Origin of the sequence: Novosphingobium oxfordense (assembly GCF_044029435.1) — a bacterium.
Taxonomy (GTDB): Bacteria; Pseudomonadota; Alphaproteobacteria; order Sphingomonadales; family Sphingomonadaceae; genus Novosphingobium.
This window is the reverse complement of the sequence record NZ_CP147005.1, coordinates 807,340-824,926: the sequence shown is the minus strand read 5'-3', so window position 1 is coordinate 824,926 and position 17,587 is coordinate 807,340. Positions and strand designations below refer to the sequence as shown.

General features: G+C 64.5%; 19 protein-coding genes. 7 read left to right on the top strand and 12 right to left on the bottom strand.

What is annotated here, in order from left to right; translation table 11 throughout:
- Positions 1-151: 151 nt before the first annotated feature.
- Complete coding sequence (locus tag WBP07_RS03775; RefSeq protein WP_395394354.1) at positions 152-1,465, top strand: MFS transporter; 1,314 nt, start codon at positions 152-154, stop codon at positions 1,463-1,465.
- Positions 1,466-1,508: 43 nt separating this feature from the next.
- Here WBP07_RS03775 and WBP07_RS03770 read toward each other — a convergent pair whose 3' ends face one another.
- From WBP07_RS03770 to WBP07_RS03760, 3 genes are all read right to left on the bottom strand, one after another.
- Positions 1,509-1,727: a hypothetical protein gene (locus WBP07_RS03770; RefSeq protein WP_395394353.1), complete on the bottom strand. Its 219-nt coding sequence runs from the start codon at positions 1,725-1,727 to the stop codon at positions 1,509-1,511.
- A gap of 224 nt (positions 1,728-1,951) precedes the next feature.
- Positions 1,952-2,134 carry a CsbD family protein gene (locus WBP07_RS03765; protein WP_395394352.1) on the bottom strand — a complete coding sequence of 61 codons (183 nt, stop codon included), beginning with the start codon at positions 2,132-2,134 and terminating at the stop codon, positions 1,952-1,954.
- Positions 2,135-2,257: 123 nt separating this feature from the next.
- A complete protein-coding gene (locus tag WBP07_RS03760) occupies positions 2,258-2,671 on the bottom strand; it encodes an EVE domain-containing protein (protein WP_395394351.1) in 414 nt (137 codons plus the stop codon).
- 158 nt (positions 2,672-2,829) lie between these two features.
- On the opposite strand from WBP07_RS03760, the gene WBP07_RS03755 reads away from it, so the two are divergent.
- From WBP07_RS03755 to WBP07_RS03730, 6 genes are all read left to right on the top strand, one after another.
- Positions 2,830-3,777 carry an isopenicillin N synthase family dioxygenase gene (locus WBP07_RS03755; protein WP_395395716.1) on the top strand — a complete coding sequence of 316 codons (948 nt, stop codon included), beginning with the start codon at positions 2,830-2,832 and terminating at the stop codon, positions 3,775-3,777.
- Positions 3,778-3,923: 146 nt separating this feature from the next.
- Positions 3,924-5,594: a putative bifunctional diguanylate cyclase/phosphodiesterase gene (locus WBP07_RS03750; protein ID WP_395394350.1), complete on the top strand. Its 1,671-nt coding sequence runs from the start codon at positions 3,924-3,926 to the stop codon at positions 5,592-5,594.
- 239 nt (positions 5,595-5,833) lie between these two features.
- Positions 5,834-6,679, top strand: coding sequence for a diaminopimelate epimerase (dapF, locus tag WBP07_RS03745; RefSeq protein ID WP_395395715.1), 846 nt, complete (start codon positions 5,834-5,836; stop codon positions 6,677-6,679).
- Positions 6,676-7,854 (top strand): MiaB/RimO family radical SAM methylthiotransferase, encoded by a 1,179-nt coding sequence (locus WBP07_RS03740; protein ID WP_395394349.1) that lies wholly within the window; start codon positions 6,676-6,678, stop codon positions 7,852-7,854. Before dapF ends, WBP07_RS03740 begins: the two co-directional genes overlap by 4 nt.
- Complete coding sequence (ftsY, locus tag WBP07_RS03735) at positions 7,851-8,807, top strand: signal recognition particle-docking protein FtsY (RefSeq protein WP_395394347.1); 957 nt, start codon at positions 7,851-7,853, stop codon at positions 8,805-8,807. Before WBP07_RS03740 ends, ftsY begins: the two co-directional genes overlap by 4 nt.
- Complete coding sequence (locus WBP07_RS03730; protein WP_395394346.1) at positions 8,807-9,460, top strand: inner membrane-spanning protein YciB; 654 nt, start codon at positions 8,807-8,809, stop codon at positions 9,458-9,460. The genes ftsY and WBP07_RS03730 overlap by 1 nt, the downstream gene beginning before the upstream one ends.
- Before the next feature lie 22 nt (positions 9,461-9,482).
- On the opposite strand, the gene WBP07_RS03725 is transcribed toward WBP07_RS03730, so the two are convergent.
- The 9 genes from WBP07_RS03725 to ccmC form a co-directional block, all read right to left on the bottom strand.
- On the bottom strand, positions 9,483-10,313 hold the full coding sequence (locus WBP07_RS03725) for a hypothetical protein (RefSeq protein ID WP_395394345.1): 831 nt from the start codon (positions 10,311-10,313) through the stop codon (positions 9,483-9,485).
- A gap of 114 nt (positions 10,314-10,427) precedes the next feature.
- Complete coding sequence (locus WBP07_RS03720) at positions 10,428-12,383, bottom strand: potassium transporter Kup (RefSeq protein WP_395394344.1); 1,956 nt, start codon at positions 12,381-12,383, stop codon at positions 10,428-10,430.
- 104 nt (positions 12,384-12,487) lie between these two features.
- A complete protein-coding gene (locus WBP07_RS03715; RefSeq protein WP_395394343.1) occupies positions 12,488-13,261 on the bottom strand; it encodes a tetratricopeptide repeat protein in 774 nt (257 codons plus the stop codon).
- Positions 13,258-13,680: a cytochrome c-type biogenesis protein gene (locus WBP07_RS03710; RefSeq protein ID WP_395394342.1), complete on the bottom strand. Its 423-nt coding sequence runs from the start codon at positions 13,678-13,680 to the stop codon at positions 13,258-13,260. Before WBP07_RS03710 ends, WBP07_RS03715 begins: the two co-directional genes overlap by 4 nt.
- A complete protein-coding gene (locus tag WBP07_RS03705) occupies positions 13,677-14,243 on the bottom strand; it encodes a DsbE family thiol:disulfide interchange protein (RefSeq protein WP_395394341.1) in 567 nt (188 codons plus the stop codon). Before WBP07_RS03705 ends, WBP07_RS03710 begins: the two co-directional genes overlap by 4 nt.
- On the bottom strand, positions 14,240-16,204 hold the full coding sequence (locus tag WBP07_RS03700) for a heme lyase CcmF/NrfE family subunit (RefSeq protein WP_395394340.1): 1,965 nt from the start codon (positions 16,202-16,204) through the stop codon (positions 14,240-14,242). Before WBP07_RS03700 ends, WBP07_RS03705 begins: the two co-directional genes overlap by 4 nt.
- Positions 16,201-16,680 (bottom strand): cytochrome c maturation protein CcmE, encoded by a 480-nt coding sequence (gene ccmE / locus WBP07_RS03695; RefSeq protein WP_395394338.1) that lies wholly within the window; start codon positions 16,678-16,680, stop codon positions 16,201-16,203. The genes WBP07_RS03700 and ccmE overlap by 4 nt, the downstream gene beginning before the upstream one ends.
- Before the next feature lie 2 nt (positions 16,681-16,682).
- The gene (locus WBP07_RS03690) at positions 16,683-16,823 is read right to left on the bottom strand and encodes a hypothetical protein (RefSeq protein ID WP_395394337.1); all 141 of its coding nucleotides are present in this window, start codon (positions 16,821-16,823) and stop codon (positions 16,683-16,685) included.
- Between the two features lie 3 nt (positions 16,824-16,826).
- On the bottom strand, positions 16,827-17,555 hold the full coding sequence (gene ccmC / locus WBP07_RS03685) for a heme ABC transporter permease CcmC (RefSeq protein WP_395394335.1): 729 nt from the start codon (positions 17,553-17,555) through the stop codon (positions 16,827-16,829).
- Positions 17,556-17,587: the final 32 nt, after the last annotated feature.

The window sequence follows — 17,587 nt, the reverse complement described above, 5'->3', positions numbered from 1 at the left end:
GCGCGTTTGAGAATGCAGGAGTGAATCTTCAGGTCCATTCTTAGCCCAGTCCCAACAAAATGCCCTTTCGGGCCCGATCAGGGGTTGTGCCCTCGCCCTATGACATTAAGTGTCCCGCAAAGAGAGTGAGGCCGCCGATTTTTCTTACGACATGACAACGACGTCCCAACTCATCCGCGCGAAGCGCTTCCTGCCGCTGTTCGTGACCCAGCTCCTCGGCGCGTTCAACGACAACCTGTTCAAGAACGCCATGGTGCTCTTCGTGGTCTACGGGGTTTACAACTCCGAAGCCGCGGAAGCGCGTTTCAGCGCGCTGGCGTCGGCAGTCTTCGTGATTCCCTTCTTCCTGCTTTCCGCACTGGCCGGCCAGCTTGCCGACATGCGCGACAAGGCGAAGATCATCCGCGTGATCAAGTTCTGCGAGATACTGATCATGCTGGTGGGCGGCACGGGCCTCGCGCTCGCCTGGCAGCACATCGCGCTGCACACGCTGGCGATTCCGCTGATGCTGCTGGCACTGTTCGCCATGGGCATCCATTCGACGTTCTTCGGCCCGATCAAGTACGCGATCCTGCCGCAGCACTTGCGCGAAGGCGAAGTGCTGTCCGGCACCGGCCTGGTCGAAGCGGGAACTTACATCGCGGTGCTGGCCGGCACGATCGTGGCAGGCTGGATCAGCGTGGACCATGCCGCGATCACGGTCGTGATCGTGGCCGGCATCGGCTACCTCGCCGGCCGCAAGGTTCCGCCGGCGCCGCCCATGTGCACGCCCGAACCGCTTGATTTCCATGTGATTCGCGCTTCGGTTCGACTCGTGCGCACGACATTGAGCGACCGCCGCGTGTTCCTGGCGGTCTGCTCGATCAGCTTCTTCTGGGCGATCGGCACCGTGCTGTTCATCCAGTTCCCGCCGCTGACCAAGAATATCCTTGCCGCCAGCAAGGAAGTGGCCAGCCTGTTCCTGGTGATCTTCTCGGTAGGCGTCGCGATCGGCTCCATGGCCATCAATGCACTGCTGAAGGGCACGGTTTCTGCCCGTTGGTCGCCCATTTCGGTGATCGGCATGGGCGTGTTCCTGATCGCCTTCCAGGAAGTCTGCTCGATCTGGCCGCCGCATGGCGGGCCCGATGCGCTGATGAACGTGGGAACTTTCGTGGTCCAGCCGCTGGCCCTGCCCCTGCTCGGCTCGCTGCTGGGGATCGCGGTGTGTGGCGGCATGTTCGTGGTGCCGCTCTATGCGTTCCTGACCACGTTCGTGGACAAGTCGCAGACCGCGCGCACGATCGCGGCAAACAACATCGTGAATTCCGGCGCGATGGTGGTGGGAGCGCTGTTCACCGGCGCCATGACCTTCCTGGGCCTGCCGGTCGTGCAGCAGATGATGGTCGTTGCCATCGCCTGCGGTGCATCGGCATGGCTGGGCTACCTGCTGTTCCGCGCGGAACGGGCCGCCCACGCGGCCTGAGGCCGCCGCCCGCCGGGGCGACTATCCTTGATCGAGGCCGAATTCAGGTAATGAAGACGGTGATCGCAACCAGCGATGCGCAATAGGCCGACAGGAAGCCGCGCCAGTCGCTGCCGTTGAGGCGCCACGCTCGGCGTGCCTCGGCATTGTCAGCAGCTTCGACATCGGCGGGGAACCGCGCCGTGGCAACATGAGGTGGGAGCGAGCGCCGGAACGGATGTCCGGCGGCCTCGCTGGTGAGGACGAGCGCTCTACGTTTCATGTTCATCATGGACGCGAGATTAAGTTTTTGTTTACCTTCGTTCCAGCACTCGAATTGGCACATCCCAAAACGGGACGGACTTGATGCTCCAGCGCCTTTCAAACCTTTAACAACGCACGAAAACCCACGGAAAAGGGCCGCCCAATGGACGGCCCTTTACGAGGCATCGCCAGCGCTGCGCGAATGCCTCACCTCTCTTTAGAGGGATCCCTTCCGGGCAGGTGTCAGATCCGGTCGCCCAGCGCGCCCTTCACCTTGCCGATTCCCTGCTGCAGCTCACCCTTCTTTTCCTGCGCCTTGCCTTCGGCCTGCTGCACGGGATCGTTGCGCAGCTTGCCGGCTGCCTGCTTGGCGTTGCCGGCGATTTCGTTGCCGAGGCCCTTTGCGGTGTCCTTGAGCTGACCCATGTTCATTCTCCTTGGTCGTGCGCGGCGCGGTTTGCCGCTGCATTCACACCTGAAGAACCGGACAGGCCCGCTTTCAGTTGCCTTCGCTGCGCCGGGCCGTGCCGCTACAGCGATACGAGGAAATCAGCCTTCCGCCAGTGAGAGGACGTAGGCCCACTCTTCCGGCGTCACCTCGGAAACCGAAAGGCGCGAATACTTGACCAATTCCATATCCGTCAGTTTGGGATCCGCTTTCGCTTGGGCCAAAGTGAACGGGCGCGCCAGCTTGCGCACGGGCTTCAGCTTTACTGCCGCCCACTTGCCATCGGGATCGCTGGGATCGGTGAGGCCGGACTGGCTGATCGTGGCAATGCCCACGATCTCCTTGCCGATGTTCGAATGGTAGAAGAACGCCTCATCCCCCACCTGCATGGCGCGCAGATTGTTGGCGGCGCGGTGGTTGCGCACGCCGTCCCAGGTGCCCTCACCCTCTTTCACAAGGTCGTTCCAGCCGTAGGCATCGGGTTCGGACTTCATCAGCCAATAGCGCTTTGCCATGTCGAGCCTTTCGAATTTCGATTTGGAACGAAAACTTCTATGGGGGCGGCATAGCGATTCAATCGGCCCAGACAACACCGGTGATTCGGCACCCGCCGAACGCCGCCCCCGGACATTGTCCAACACGCCCTGCGCGCCGACCCGTTTGGAAGACAATGATGAACCTTGCCCAGATTCCCGTCCTCAGCCTCGAATCCGATCGCGCCGAATTCGCCGCGCGCATCGGCGAGAGCTTTCGCACATTCGGTTTCGCCATGGTGCGCGACCATGGCATCGACCAGGCGCTGATCGACCGCGCCTGGGAACTGACCGCCCAGTTTTTCGCCCTGCCCGATGACGTGAAGCGCAAGTACTTCATTGCCGGCCAAGGCGGCGCGCGCGGCTACACGCCGTTCCGCACCGAAGTGGCCAAGGGCGCGACCGAGAAGGATCTGAAGGAATTCTGGCATGTCGGCCGCGATCTGCCCGCCGGCTCGCCGTTGGCCGGTTCGATGCCGCCCAACGTCTGGCCGACCGAGATCGAAGGCTTCCAGGAAACCTTCACCGAACTCTACGCCCAGTTCGACAAGGCCGGGGCCGAAATCCTTTCCGCCATCGCCGTCGATCTTGGCCTGGACCCGCGCTGGTTCGATCCGGCGATCGATGACGGCAACTCGGTCATGCGCCTGTTGCACTACCCGCCGGTCGGCGAAGGTGCCAATGGTCAGGGGGGCGGCGCTATCCGTGCCGGCGCGCATGAAGACATCAACCTCATCACCCTGCTGTTGGGCGCACAGGAAGCCGGCCTGGAACTGCTGGGCAAGAATGGCGAGTGGCTGACGGTCGCCCCGCCCGAAGGCGCAGTGGTCATCAACATCGGCGACATGCTGCAGCGGCTGACCAACCACGTCCTGCCTTCCACCACCCACCGCGTGCGCAACCCCGAAGGCGACCGCGCCACGCACAGCCGCTATTCGATGCCGTTCTTCCTGCACCTGCGCAGCGACTTCCCATTCAAGACGCTGGAACAGTGCATTTCGGACGAGAACCCGGATCGCTATCCGGAGAGCATCACCGCCGACGACTATCTTCAGGAACGCCTTCGCGAGATCGGTCTGAAGGCCTGATTCACGCGCACCTCCAAAAGTAAACAGCCCGGCGCGACACGCTTACGACTTTAGTCTGATCGCGCCGGGTTGAAAAATTTAACCAAAACTTCAACCCAAACCCGCTATGCAGCCACATGGGTAGCCGTTCTGGGGGGACATATCCCGTGAAGATTGCACTGGTCGCACAGCCGGAAAACGCCGGCGATGATTTCGATGGCGACCGCCAGATCGACGTGATCGCGCTTGGCATCGTTACCGCTGCGATCCTGCTCTTCGTCGCCACCGGCAGCGAAGTCGGCCCCGATGTCGTGAAATCGCTGCTGGGCCACGGGCCCGGGCCAGACAACTTCATCCTCAACGCCTTCCTCCTGAACGTCGCCATCATCATCTTCGGATGGAGCCGCTATCGCCAGCTTTGCGAGGAAATCCAGCTTCGCAAGAAGGCTGAGCATCAGGCCCGCCGCCTGGCGGAAACCGATCCGCTGACGGGTTTCCTCAATCGCCGCAGCTTCAACGATGCAGTGAACATGATGGTCCATGACGCGGCCGCCACCGCCGACCGCGCGGTGACGCTGATCATGATCGACCTAGACAACTTCAAGCAGGTCAACGACTTCAACGGCCACAATACGGGCGACCGGCTGCTGCAGGAATGCGCCAAGCGCATCACCGCCTGCCTGCCCGCACAGGCCCACGTCAGCCGCATCGGCGGCGACGAGTTCGCCGTGGCGGTGGAGTTCGACCGCAACCGGCCAGACCGGATCGACGGCATCGCCGCCTCTCTAGTGGAAGCCATCGCCCAAAGCGCGACGATCAACACCATCAGCATCGAGGTTACCGCCTCGATCGGCCTCGCCCGCAGCGACAGCCATGCCAAGAACGGCACGCCGCCGGATGCCCGCGCCCTGCTGGAGATGGCCGATATCGCCATGTACCATTCCAAGCGCCAGGGCCGGAACAGCTACTTCTGGTTCGAAGCGCCGATGGCGGACGAGATGCGCTTCCGCAACGAGCTGGAATACGGCATCCGCAAGGGCATCGCGCGCGGTGAGTTCGTGCCCTTCTACGAACAGCAGATCGACCTCCAGACCGGCGAACTGACCGGGTTCGAGATGCTGGCCCGCTGGGATTCGCCCCAGTTCGGCATCGTCTCGCCCGATATCTTCATCCCGATTGCCGAGGAAATCGGCGTGATCGCGGAACTTTCGGAAAGCGTGATCGCGCAGGCCCTCGAAGATGCCAAGGCCTGGGACCCGAAGCTGACGCTGGCGGTCAATATCTCGCCGCTCCAGTTGCGCGATCCGTGGTTTGCCCAGAAGCTGCTCAAGATCCTGCTCGAAGCCAGCTTCCCGCCGCACCGCCTGGAAATCGAGATCACCGAATCGTGCCTGCACCAGAACCTGGCGCAAGTCCGCTCACTGATCACCAGCCTGAAGAACCAGGGCATCACCATCAGCCTGGACGATTTCGGCACCGGCTACAGTTCGCTCGCGCAGTTGCGCAGCCTGCCCTTCGACCGCATCAAGATCGACCGCTCGTTCGTTTCCAGCATTGCCGAAAACAAGGACAGTGCCGCTATCGTCCACGCCATCGCCATGCTGGGCAAGGGCATGGACCTGCCGATCACCGCCGAAGGGATCGAGAGCGGTGACGTGCTGGAGCAACTGCTGAAGTACGACAAGATCAAGGGCCAAGGCTACCTCTACGGCCGCCCGCGCCCGGCCGGCGAACTGGCCGAATGGCTGGGCAAGATCGGCATCGTCGCCAGTGGTGACGTGGCCGAGGAAGTTCTGTCGATCACGCAGCGTGGCGAGCCCAAGGCCAGCCACGGCTGATCTGCGATCGCTAACGGCCTGACCTCTGCCGATCACATCAACCAACTTCGCCAAATTGAAATTCGTCGCCCTCGCGAAGGCGGGGGCCCCGCTTCCTTCTGCGGGGGGCAAGAACAAGCGGGATCCCCGCCTTCGCGGGGATGACGAAGTATGAAGCAGCCAGCCTTGGCTTAGACATCGCCCGTCCCAAGCCCGCCATCGCACTGGACCTTGGCCTTCCGAACGCATACATCGCGCGCATGCGGATCGATTTCACCAAGATGCACGGGCTGGGCAACGATTTCGTCGTGCTCGACGGACGCACAGGCGGCTTGCCGCCGATGGATGCGGCGCTTGCCGCCGCACTGGCAGACCGTCACACCGGCATAGGCTGCGACCAGCTTATCCTGCTTGCCCCGTCCGATTTTGGCGATTTCCGCATGCGCATCTTCAATGCCGATGGCAGCGAGGTGGAAGCCTGTGGCAACGCCACCCGCGCGGTGGGCCTGCTGCACGGCCGGTCCGCCACCATAGAAACGCTGGGCGGGCTGCTCGCCACCACACCGACCGATAACGGCATTTCCGTGGAAATGGGCAAGCCGCACTTCGGCTGGCAGGAAATCCCGCTCGGCTATGCGATGGACACCCACGCGATGCCGGTCGCCTGGGAAGAACTGGTCAATCCCATCGCCGTCAACGTCGGCAATCCGCATGCGATCTTCTTCGTCGAAGACCCGTATCAGATCGATATGGTACGCCTTGGCCCGCTGGTCGAGAACGATCCGATCTTCCCGGAGCGCGTGAACGTGAACGTCGCCGCCGTCACCGCGCGCGATGCGATCACCCTGCGCGTCTGGGAACGCGGTGCCGGCCTCACCCGCGCCTGCGGCACCGGCGCCTGCGCCACCGCCATCGGCGCGATGAAGCGCGGTCTGGTCGACCGCAAGGTCACCGTCAGCCTGCCCGGCGGTCCGCTGGTGATCGAATGGCGTGAGGACGATGTGATCGTGATGACCGGCCCGGCCACCGAATCGTTCCGCGGCTCGTTCGAACTGGCGGATTACCTCGATCCCGCCGGCGACATTCCCGACAAGGTCGACGCTTGACTGTCGAAGTCCATTCGCTCGGCTGCCGGCTCAATATCTCCGAAAGCGAAACCCTGCGCGGCCTGCTGGGCGGCGCAGAAGACCTTGTCGTCGTCAATTCCTGCGCCGTCACGGCAGAGGCCGTGCGCCAGACGCGTCAGGCGATCCGCCGCGCGCGCAAGGAACGGCCGGACGCGCGCCTGATCGTCACCGGCTGCGCCGCCGAAGTGGAGCGCGCCATGCTCGCTGCCATGCCCGAAGTGGACGGCATCGTCGCGAACACCGCCAAGCTGGACCCGCGCGCCTGGAACGTGCCCGCTGCGCCCAAGCCGCCCGCACAGCGCACATATACGCGCGGCTTCGTGCAAGTGCAGAACGGCTGCGACCATGCCTGCACCTTCTGCGTGATCCCGCAGGGACGCGGCCCCAGCCGCTCCTGCACGATTGCCGGAGTGCTGGCCGACATTGCCATTCACGCCGAGCGCGGCGTGCAGGAAGTGGTCCTCACCGGCGTTGACCTCACCTCGTGGGGCGGCGATTTAGAAGGCTCTCCCCGTCTTGGCGCGCTATGTGAAGCTATCCTCGCGCGCTTCCCCACCCTGCCCCGCCTGCGCCTCTCCTCCATCGACGGCGCGGAAGTGGATGAGACACTGTTCGAGCTATTGGCAGGCGAACCGCGGGTGATGCCGCACGTCCACCTCTCGCTCCAGCATGGCGACGACCTGATCCTCAAGCGCATGAAGCGCCGCCACAGCCGCGCCGACGCCGTGCGACTGGTGAGCGATCTCAAGACCCGACGCCCGGATATCGCGGTGGGCGCCGACCTGATCGCCGGCTTCCCGACCGAGAGCGAAGAGGCCCACGCGGCCAACCTCTCGATCGTCGCGGAACTGGACGTCGTGCACGGCCACGTCTTTCCCTATTCGCCGCGTCCCGGCACGCCCGCCGCGCGGATGCCGGCGGTGGACGGGCCCACCATCCGCCGCCGCGCCGCCGAATTGCGCGAGATGATTGCCGAAACCCGCGCCCGCTGGCTTGCCGGTCTGGTCGGCCAGCCGCTATCGGTGCTTGCCGAAAGAGGCGGCACCGGCCATGCGCAGAACTACGCAAGAGTCCGCGTGCCCGAGTCTGTTCCGGCCGGCACGCTGGTCCGCGTCACGCCCGCAAGGGTAGTCGAAGGAATACTGGAAGCATGAGTACCGACGGCCAGAACCCTGAAACAGTGGGGGCCGACCGCGACTGGTCCGATCGCCTTTTCGGAGGCTTTCGCAAGACCACCGAACGCCTGAGCGAGAATCTCTCCGGCATCGTCGGCAAGTCCACTTTGAACGATGCACAGCTCGACGATATCGAGGATGCGCTGATCATGTCGGACCTTGGCCCACGCGCCGCCGCCCGCATCCGCGCGCGCCTTGCCAGCGAACGCTTCGAACGCGACGCCGATGAACGCGCGATCATGGAAGTCGTCGCGCGTGAGATCGCGGAAATCCTGCGCCCGGTCGCCAAGCCGTTGGACGTGGTCGCCTTCCCCCGCCCGCAAGTCATCCTCGTGATCGGCGTCAACGGTTCGGGCAAGACCACCACGATCGCCAAGCTGGCGCACTTGTTCCAGGAGCAGGACTACTCGGTCATGCTCGCCGCCGGCGACACCTTCCGCGCGGCCGCGATCGGCCAGTTGGCTGTGTGGGCGGACCGCCTGGGCATCCCGCTGGTCAAGGGCCCCGAAGGCGGCGATCCGGCCTCCATCGTGTTCGACGCGGTGAAGGCGGCGACCGAACAGGGCATCGACGCGCTGATCGTCGACACTGCCGGCCGCCTGCAGAACAAGCGCGAACTGATGGACGAACTGTCCAAGATCCGCCGCGTGCTGGGCCGCCTCAATCCGGAGGCGCCGCACGACGTGGTGCTGGTGCTGGACGCTACCAACGGCCAGAACGCGCTTTCGCAGATCGAAATCTTCAAGGAAGTGGCAGGCGTTTCCGGCCTGATCATGACCAAGCTGGACGGCACCGCGCGCGGCGGCGTCCTCGTCGCTGCGGCGGAGCAATACGGCCTGCCCATCCACGCCATCGGCGTGGGTGAAAAGATCGACGACTTGCGCCCCTTCAATCCGGACCTGCTGGCCCGCGTAATCGCGGGGATCGCCTAATGAACGCCGAAACCACACCCGCCGAAAAGCCCAAGTCCAGCTGGATCAACCTCGTCGTCGATTTCGGCCCGCTGCTGGTCTTCTTCCTTGCCTACAAGCACTTTTCACCGGCCGGCGAAGGCAACCCGCTGGCGACGGTGGCCGCCGTGATCAAGGGCACGATCGCCTTCATGATCGCGACCGTGTTCGCCCTCGGCCTCTCCAAGTGGCGGCTGGGCCATATCTCGCCCATGCTGTGGCTGACCACGGTGCTGATCGTCGGCTTCGGCGCGCTCACCGTGATCTTTCATGATGCCTTCTGGATCCAGATCAAGCCCACCGCCGTCTACCTGATGTTCGCAGGCGTGCTGTTCTTCGGTCTGTGGCGCGGCAAGCCGATGCTGAAGGTCCTGCTGCAGTCCGCGTTCGAGGGACTCAACGATGAAGGCTGGCTCAAGCTGTCGCGCAACTGGGCGTGGTTCTTCCTGTTCCTGGCCGTGTTGAACACGCTGCTGGTGTTCACCGTCAGCTTCGATGCGTGGCTTCAGGCCAAGCTCTGGGGCTTCACCGTGCTGTCCTTCGTCTTCACCTTCTCGCAGCTTCCCATGGTGCTGAAGCACGGCATGGGCGAGACTGCGAAGGAAGAAATGATCGAGAACCCGCCGCACGATTGAGCGGCGGGTTTTCCCGACACCTTTAGCCGACCGATCGGCAATCCTTCAGCAGCAGAATGTGATCGGTCGCGCTGAATTTGTCGAACTGGCCGCTCATCTTGATGCTCTTGCCGGGCTTCAGCTGAAGCGTGAAGGCGGCCTGCCCCTTGGCCATGACGCAGGCGATGTCGGTCTTGAACGCCGCTTGCCCCGGCAGTCGCAGCGCCTGCTCATAAGGATGCGGGATCTTGTAGGTGACGATATAGTCGCCGCGATCCTTCGCAATCTCACCCACCATACCCTTGATGATGAAGGACTTCCCTTCATAACGCAGCGGAATGGCCGCCGCATTGCGCTCGGTATCCTTTGAGATCTGCTGTGAGAGCGAGAGTGCGTCCATCTCCAACGGCGGCGCGGTGCTCACCGCCTTCATCCCGCTGGACGCTGCCGCCAGACCCGCCTTGCCGCCTTTCAGGCCGCCCAACATCTCGCACATTTCCGTTTTCGCGGCTTCAGCGGGCACAGTCTGGCCGCCGCGCAGCTTCGCATCCATCAGGACCGTGCCCTGCCCGCCGGCACTCGTCGCCGTGATGGTGATCGGGAAGGCGCGGACCTTGCCGGTCTGCGGCTGTTCGATGAGCATGGAGCCATCCTCAGCCTCAGCCACGATGATGTCATAACCCTTGGCCGCTACGATGCCGCGCATCTGGCCGATCGCGCTGGCTGGCGTCAGATCGGGAACGGTAACGCTTGCCGTGAAGCGCATCCCGCTCAGGATCGAACCGGTCTTCGTGAAAGTCTCGTCGCAGCTTGCCGCGTGGGCAACCGACGGAAGAACAAAAGCCGCACCTGCGGCCAGCAAACCAAAGCGCATACACCCCCTCACACCTGAGAAGTAAAGTTGCGCTTTATCAGACCGATAGGCATTAAAAATATGACAATTCCCGTCAGGCCGACCTTTCCGGGCCGGCACTGACGGGATCTTGAATCAGATTTCCAGCTGGCTGCCCAGTTCCACCACGCGGTTGGTGGGCAGGCGGAAGAACTCCATGGCGCTGGCGGCATTGCGCATCATCCACGCGAACAGCTTTTCGCGCCAGATCGCCATGCCGGGCTTGGCCGAAGGAACCAGCGTCTGGCGAGAGAGGAAGAAACTGGTCTTCATCATCTCGAACGGACCGCCGCAGACCTCGTAATGCGCCAGCGCCGCGGGAACATCGGTCTCTTCCATGAAGCCGTACCGCAGCGTCATCCGGTAGAAGCCCTGCCCCAGATCGGTCATCGAATAGCGCTCTGCCGGCTCCACATAGGGTACGTCCTGCACTTCGACCGTCAGCACCACCACGCGTTCATGCAGCACCTTGTTGTGCTTGATGTTGTGCAGCAGCGCCGATGGCACGCCGGCATTGGTGGAGGCCATGAAGATCGCCGTGCCCGGCACGCGCGCGGCGGAACCGTGCGCGCTCTTGGCGAAGACGTTCAGCGGCAACGCGGCCTCGGTCATGCGCTCGCGCATGAGGCGGCGGCCCTTGTTCCACGTCGTCAGCAGGGTGAAGGCGATGCCGCCGATCATCAGCGGGAACCAGCCCCCGTCCTTGATCTTGGTGGCGTTGGCCGCGAAGTAGGCGCCGTCCACCACGAAGAAGGTGACGATCACCGGGATCGCCTGCCAAGGCTTCCACTTCCACAGCACGAACAACAGCACCGTCATCAAACAGGTGTCGATCAGCATCGCCCCGGTCACCGCGATACCGTAAGCGGAAGCGAGGTTGGACGAGTTCTGGAACACCAGAACCAGCACGATCACGCCGGTCATCAGTGCCCAGTTCACGAACGGGATGTAGATCTGGCCGACTTCGTGCTCGCTGGTGTGACGGGTAGAGAGGCGAGGGATGAAGCCCAGCTGCATCGCCTGATGGGTGATGGAGAACGCGCCGGAGATCACCGCCTGGCTGGCGATGAAGGTGGCGCAAGTCGCCAGGATCACCAGCGGCAGGCGCAGGCTTTCAGGGGCGAGGTGGAAGAAGGGGTTCTCCATCGCCTCTGCCGCCGCCGCGTCGTCCAGGCCCAGGATCATCGCCGCCTGGCCGAAATAGTTGATCAGCAGGCACGGCATCACGAAGCCGAACCACGAAAGACGCAGCGGGCCGCGGCCGAAATGGCCCATATCCGAATAGAGCGCCTCGGCCCCCGTCACCGCCAGTACGACCGAACCGAGCGCCAGGAAGCCCAGCATCTTGTCGGTCATGAAGAACTGGATCGCGTACCACGGGTTCAGTGCCACCAGCACGTGCGGCAACTGCACCAGGTGATAGAGCCCCAGCACTGCCAGTACCGTGAAATAGACCACCATGACGGGCGCAAACAGCGCGCCGACTTTGGCGGTACCGCTCTTCTGGATCATGAACAGTGCGACCAGCAGCACCAGCGCGATCGGCAGAACCGCCGGCGACAGCCGCGATTCGACGACCGTCAGGCCCTCAACCGCCGAAAGCACCGAGACGGCCGGCGTAATCATCGAATCGCCGTAGAACAGCGAAGTCGCGAAGACGCCCAGCAGCACCACCAGCGGGCCATAGCGCGACTTGCGGATCGCGCCCGAAATCAGGGCGACCAGCGCAAGGCTGCCGCCCTGCCCCTTGTTGTCCGCGCGCATCAGGATGCCGACGTACTGGATCGAGACGACCAGCGTCATCGACCAGAAGATCAGGCTGACCACGCCAAGGACGTGCAGTTCGTCGATCGCCAGCGGATGCGGGCCGACGAAGGTTTCGCGGAAAGCGTAAAGCGGGCTGGTACCGATGTCGCCGAAGACGACACCGACTGCGCCAAGCGCCAACTTCGTGATATTTCCGGAGCCATGCCCTCTGGCAGGCGTTTTCCGGCCCGTGGCCGGATCGATCACTGTCGGGACCTCACCGGTATCCGAACTTGCATCACTCATTCCAGCGCCCCGTAATGGCCTTGTCGGATCATGATTTCACGTCGCGACAAGGGCCCGCCGTTAGCAGCATGCCACGGGGCAGGCAACGATACTTAGCGGGTCGTTCACCGTGGAGACAGCGCTGTCCCCGAATCTGAAGGGCTGGCCTTGGCAGGTCCCGAATCGGCACCTCCGGAATTTGCAGCTCCCGATTCGGCAGGAGCAGCCGGCGAACCGCCTTGCGTGACGATAAAGGCGTCCAGCCTTGCGATCTGCTGCTCCAGCACGGGTCGCCACTTCGCATCCTTGGGCGCGCGGGCCAGCAGGTCGGCCCATATCGCCCGCCCTTCGGGCAGGCGGCCCGTCTGCGCCATCGCAAGGCCCATGAAGAACGGCGGACCGGCAGCATCGGGATCGGATTTTTCAGCGCGGCGGTAGGCATAGGCAGCGGCCGGCGTCAGTTGCCCCTCGGCATGCGCCACAAGCGCGTTGCCCAGCGACAGCCACGCATCGGACCGATAGGCCCGGACATCGGGATCGGGCGAAGGCTCCACCGGTTCGTTCTCGACCGTGCCGCGCAGGACTTCGGCAGCGTCGGCATATTCGCCATGCCGGGCGAGGCCATCGGCGATCACCACCCAGCGGTCGCGCGGAGGAATGCCGCTTTCGCTGAAGGTGGCGCGCGCCTGCGCGAAGAATTCGCCCATTTCGCCGGAGCGCCCCTGCTCGGCATCCTTGGGCGCACCGGGCTGCCCCGGCGAGCCTTGCGCGGCATAGCCGGCTATCCCGAGGGCCAGAGCCGCGGCAATGGCCTCCGTCCCGCCCTTCGGCGCCTTGAAAACGAAGACCGCCAGCACGAAAGCGGCGATGGCCAGCAGGATCACGAAAACCCAGGTCATGTCTGCTCTCCCCGGCCGAAGCGTTTCCGCAGCAGGAGGAAAGCCAGCGTGAGCAACCCCAGCGGCAGCGCGAAAAGCGGCCAGGTGAGCGCGGTCACGCGCGGGGCATAGCTGACATAGTCGCCATAGCGTTCGACCAGCCAGGTGCGAATCGCCTCCGGCTCCTCACCCGCCGCGATGCGTTCGCGGACCAGGCTGCGCATCGAACCGGCGATCGGGGCATCCGAGTCGGCGATGGATTGCCCCTGGCACTGAAGGCAGCGCAAGGTCTCCATCAGCGCCTGCGCCTTCTGCTCCTTGGCGGGATCGTCCAGCTGGCGGTAGGCGTAGGGCGCGGTGGATTGCTCCTCCTGCGCCAGCGCAGGGCCGATCGCCCAAAGGCCCAGAACGGCGAGCAATGCGGCGAGAAAGCCCCTCACTGTGCCGCCTCCGCCAGCTTTTCGAGGATCATCGGCACCTGGTCGGCACGGATCTCGCCGATGTGCTGGTAGCGAATCACGCCCTTGCCATCGATCACGTAAGTCTCCGGCACGCCGGAAGAACCGAGCGCGAGTTGCACCTTGCCATCATCGTCCGCACCGATCCGCTGGTAGGGATCGCCGTTCGTCTTCAGGAAGACCTGAAGGTCCTCCGCCCGGTCGCGCACCGAAATCCCCTCGATGGGCACGCCGGCGCGGGCCAGCGCGGCAAGCTGCGGTGCTTCCACGCCGCATGGCACGCACCACGAAGCGAAGATGTTGACCAGATGCGGCTCGCCGTCGGTGATGGCCTTGCTGTCCAGCCCGGCGCGGCCGGGCAAGGCGGGCGGCAGGTTGAAGGCCGGCATCGGCTTACCGATTAGCGTGCTGGCCACATTGGTATCGGCCGGATTGCGCAGCTGCACCGCGACCAGCACCACGAAAGCGCCGAACAGGGCCAACGGCAGCCAGATCGCCCAGCGTGGGCCGCGCACGCGCGCCTCAGAAGACGAATCGGTGCTCACGAGTACCTTCCTGCCCTGCCCTGCCGTTCGCGGCGGTATTCGATCTTGTCCTTGGCGATGATGCGGCGAAGGTCTGCGGCGACGCGCCCGATCAGCGCCAGCAGGCCACCCAGCGCGATCATCAGACCGCCCAGCCAGATCAGCGGGACGAACGGCTTCCACCACAAGCGCAGCTGCCAGCGGCCTCCCTCAGCCTCGCCGCCCAGCACCGTGTAGAGCTGGCCGTTCCAACGGGTGAGCAAGGCCGATTCGCTGGTCTGCTGCGGCGGCGCCCAGAAGCTGCGCGATTGCGGAGACAGCTGGACGACGCGGCCATCGTCGCCGTAACGGACCAGCAGCCGCGCTTCCAGCGCGGTCCAGTTCGGGCCGGCGACCGGCTCGATGGCATCCAGCTTGATCTGCCAGGGGCCGACTTCGGTCGCCTCGCCCGGATGGATCGCCACCAGCTTCTCGACCGAAAAGGCACTCTCGCTGCTCATACCCAGCAGGGAAACGGCAATGCCGCAATGCGCGATCACCATGCCCCAGACCGGCAGCGGCGTGCGGCGCAAGTTGCGGCCCTTCAGCGGCAGCACGCTCGCCCAGAGCAGGCCAAGACCCAGCGCGAAGCCGATCGTCGGCAGCAGCGGCGCCCCGCCCAGCATGACCATCAACGCCACGCCCACGACCACCAGCATCGCGGGGATCACCAGCATCTTGCCGACGCGGCCGAAGCTGTCACGCCGCCAGCGCAGCAGCGGCCCGATCGCCAGAACCACCAGCATCGGCACCGCGAACAGCGCACTCATCGGGTTGAAGTACGGCGGGCCAACCGAAACCTTGGCGCCCATCGCCTCCGCCAGCAGCGGATAGAGCGTGCCGAACAGCACGATGCCCAGGATCGCCGAAAGCATGACATTGTTGAACACCAGCGCGCCCTCGCGGCTGGTGACGGCAAAGCGCTCGCCCTCCGTCACCGTCGCGGCGCGCAGGCCGAACAGGGTGAGTGCGCCGCCGATATTGATCGCCAGCAGCGCCAGAATGAAGCTGCCGCGCTCCGGATCCACCGCGAAGGCATGGACACTGGTGAGAATGCCCGAGCGGACCAGGAACGTGCCGATCATCGACATGGAGAACGCCACCACGCCCAGCATCACCGTCCAGGTGCGCAGCGCATCGCGCGATGCCAGCACGCTGACCGAATGGAGCAGCGCCGTCGCCGCCAGCCAGGGCATCAGCGAAGCATTCTCGACCGGATCCCAGAACCACCAGCCGCCCCAGCCCAGCTCATAATAGGCCCAGTAGGAACCGGCGGTGATGCCGATCGTCAGGAATATCCACGCGCCCAGCACCCAGGGCCGCATGGCCTTGGCGAAAGCCGGGCCGACTTCCCGCGTCACCAGCGCACCGATTGCGAAACTGAAAGCGACCGAAAGCCCGACATAGCCGAGATAGAGCGTCGGCGGATGGAAGGCGAGGCCAAGGTCCTGCAGCAGCGGGTTGAGGCCATTGCCCTCCTGCGGCACCGGCGAAAGCCGCTCGAACGGGTTGGAGGCGATCAGCAGGAAGGCATAGAAGCCAAGACTGACGAAAGCCTGCCCGGCCAGCGTCGCCAGCATGGTCGGCTCTGGCAGGCGACGCTCGATCAGCGCGACCAGTCCGCCGGCGAGCCCCATCACCGTAACCCACAGCAGCATGGATCCTTCGTGATTGCCCCAGGCCCCGGCGATGCGGAACACCAGCGGCTTCATCGAATGCGAATTCATCGCCACCAGCTTCACCGAAAGATCGGTGACGGCGAAAAGATAGATCAGGGTCAGAAACGCGAAGAGCGCCAGCAGCCCCTGCACCACCGCCACCGGCCGCACGATACCCGCCAGCGAGGCGCCGCGCGGCGTCAGCGCCAGTGCGCCCGCAACCAGTTGCAATCCGGCTAGCGCCGCCGCCAGCCACAACGCGGCAAGTCCGATTTCTGCGATCATTTGGTCTCGCGCATGACTTGCTGGGCCTGTTCCTTGCTCATGTCCTGCATTTCGCGCGGGACGTAATTCTCGTCATGCTTGGCGAGGAGATTGTCGGCCACGAAGGTACCGTCCGCTCCCATATGCCCTTCGGCGACGACGCCCGATCCCTCGACGAAGAGCGAGGGAACGATGCCCTTGAAAACGACCGGAACGCGCGCCTTGCCGTCCCCCACGACGAAGGCGATGGTCACGCCATCCGCCTCGGTCCGCAGCGATCCGCGCTCCACCATGCCGCCCAGCCGCACGCCGCGATCGCCTTCGGGCGGATTGGCGACGATCTCGCTCGGCACGTAGAAATAGCTGGCCTGATTGCGCAGCGCCCAGGCCGCCAGCAGCGCGGCGGCGATCAGCACCACCAACGCGACAACCAGCAGTACGAGACGCTGGTGCTTGGCCTTGATTACCGTTCCGCCGCCGATGCTCTCCCCCGCCATGGTCAGCGTTTCCTCGCCTCATCCCGGCGCTTTTCCGCGCGTTTCATCGTCAGCAGCGACCAGGCGACCATCGCCAGCGCCGCCCCCACGCCCACGACATAGGCGGCGACCACGAAGGTCCAGGGGTCCATCGCCTCGCGCATGAATCAGTATCCTTCCGAGAGCGCCTTGCGCCGCAGCCGCGCCTCGGCCTGCTGATTGGCCAGGATCGCGCGCATGCGGGCCAGCACCACGCCGGCGAACAGCAGCGTGAAGCCCAGCATCGAGAACAGCAGCGGATAGAGGAAAGCCCCCGCCATGGCCGACTTGCCCATGGTGATCGACGGGGCCTGGTGCTGGCTCTGCCACCAGATCACCGAATAGTGAATGATCGGAATGTTCACCGCGCCCACCAGCCCGAAGATCGCCGGAGCCTTGTTCTGGCCGCCATCGGCCGCCTCGCTCGCCTGCGAAAGCGCCATCCAGCCGAAATAGAGGAACAGCAGCACCAGCATCGAGGTCAGGCGTCCGTCCCACACCCACCAGGTGCCCCAGGCAGGACGGCCCCAGAGCGAGCCGGTAATCAGGCATACCGCCGTGAAAACCGCGCCCGGCACGGCCGCCGCGCGCGCGGCGATGCCGGCCAGCGGATGGCGCCAGACCAGTTCGGTAAAGCTGGCACCCGCAATCGCCATCCAGCCCGCCATGCCCAGCCAGGCGGCGGGGACGTGGAGATAGACGATGCGGACGGTTTCGCCCTGAAGGCGTTCAGCGGGCCCGAAAAACAGACCCCAACCCAGCGCGACAGCGGCGATCGCCGCGCCCGCGCCCATGCAAAGCGGCATCAGCCATCGGGCGATGCGCAGGAAGCGGGCGGGATTGGCAAAGCCGTGCATGACAGCCGCGCTTCTATAGTGCGTGGAGAAAG

Excerpts from the sequence above, each read along its gene's own strand:
- WBP07_RS03775 (WP_395394354.1), top strand. The coding sequence starts at position 152 with ATGACAACGACGTCCCAACTCATCCGCGCGAAGCGCTTCCTGCCGCTG.
- WBP07_RS03770 (WP_395394353.1), bottom strand. The coding sequence starts at position 1,727 with ATGAAACGTAGAGCGCTCGTCCTCACCAGCGAGGCCGCCGGACATCCG.
- WBP07_RS03765 (WP_395394352.1), bottom strand. The coding sequence starts at position 2,134 with ATGGGTCAGCTCAAGGACACCGCAAAGGGCCTCGGCAACGAAATCGCC.
- WBP07_RS03760 (WP_395394351.1), bottom strand. The coding sequence starts at position 2,671 with ATGGCAAAGCGCTATTGGCTGATGAAGTCCGAACCCGATGCCTACGGC.
- WBP07_RS03755 (WP_395395716.1), top strand. The coding sequence starts at position 2,830 with ATGAACCTTGCCCAGATTCCCGTCCTCAGCCTCGAATCCGATCGCGCC.
- dapF (WP_395395715.1), top strand. The coding sequence starts at position 5,834 with ATGCGGATCGATTTCACCAAGATGCACGGGCTGGGCAACGATTTCGTC.
- ftsY (WP_395394347.1), top strand. The coding sequence starts at position 7,851 with ATGAGTACCGACGGCCAGAACCCTGAAACAGTGGGGGCCGACCGCGAC.
- WBP07_RS03730 (WP_395394346.1), top strand. The coding sequence starts at position 8,807 with ATGAACGCCGAAACCACACCCGCCGAAAAGCCCAAGTCCAGCTGGATC.
- WBP07_RS03725 (WP_395394345.1), bottom strand. The coding sequence starts at position 10,313 with ATGCGCTTTGGTTTGCTGGCCGCAGGTGCGGCTTTTGTTCTTCCGTCG.
- WBP07_RS03720 (WP_395394344.1), bottom strand. The coding sequence starts at position 12,383 with ATGAGTGATGCAAGTTCGGATACCGGTGAGGTCCCGACAGTGATCGAT.
- WBP07_RS03715 (WP_395394343.1), bottom strand. The coding sequence starts at position 13,261 with ATGACCTGGGTTTTCGTGATCCTGCTGGCCATCGCCGCTTTCGTGCTG.
- WBP07_RS03700 (WP_395394340.1), bottom strand. The coding sequence starts at position 16,204 with ATGATCGCAGAAATCGGACTTGCCGCGTTGTGGCTGGCGGCGGCGCTA.
- ccmE (WP_395394338.1), bottom strand. The coding sequence starts at position 16,680 with ATGGCGGGGGAGAGCATCGGCGGCGGAACGGTAATCAAGGCCAAGCAC.
- WBP07_RS03690 (WP_395394337.1), bottom strand. The coding sequence starts at position 16,823 with ATGCGCGAGGCGATGGACCCCTGGACCTTCGTGGTCGCCGCCTATGTC.
- ccmC (WP_395394335.1), bottom strand. The coding sequence starts at position 17,555 with ATGCACGGCTTTGCCAATCCCGCCCGCTTCCTGCGCATCGCCCGATGG.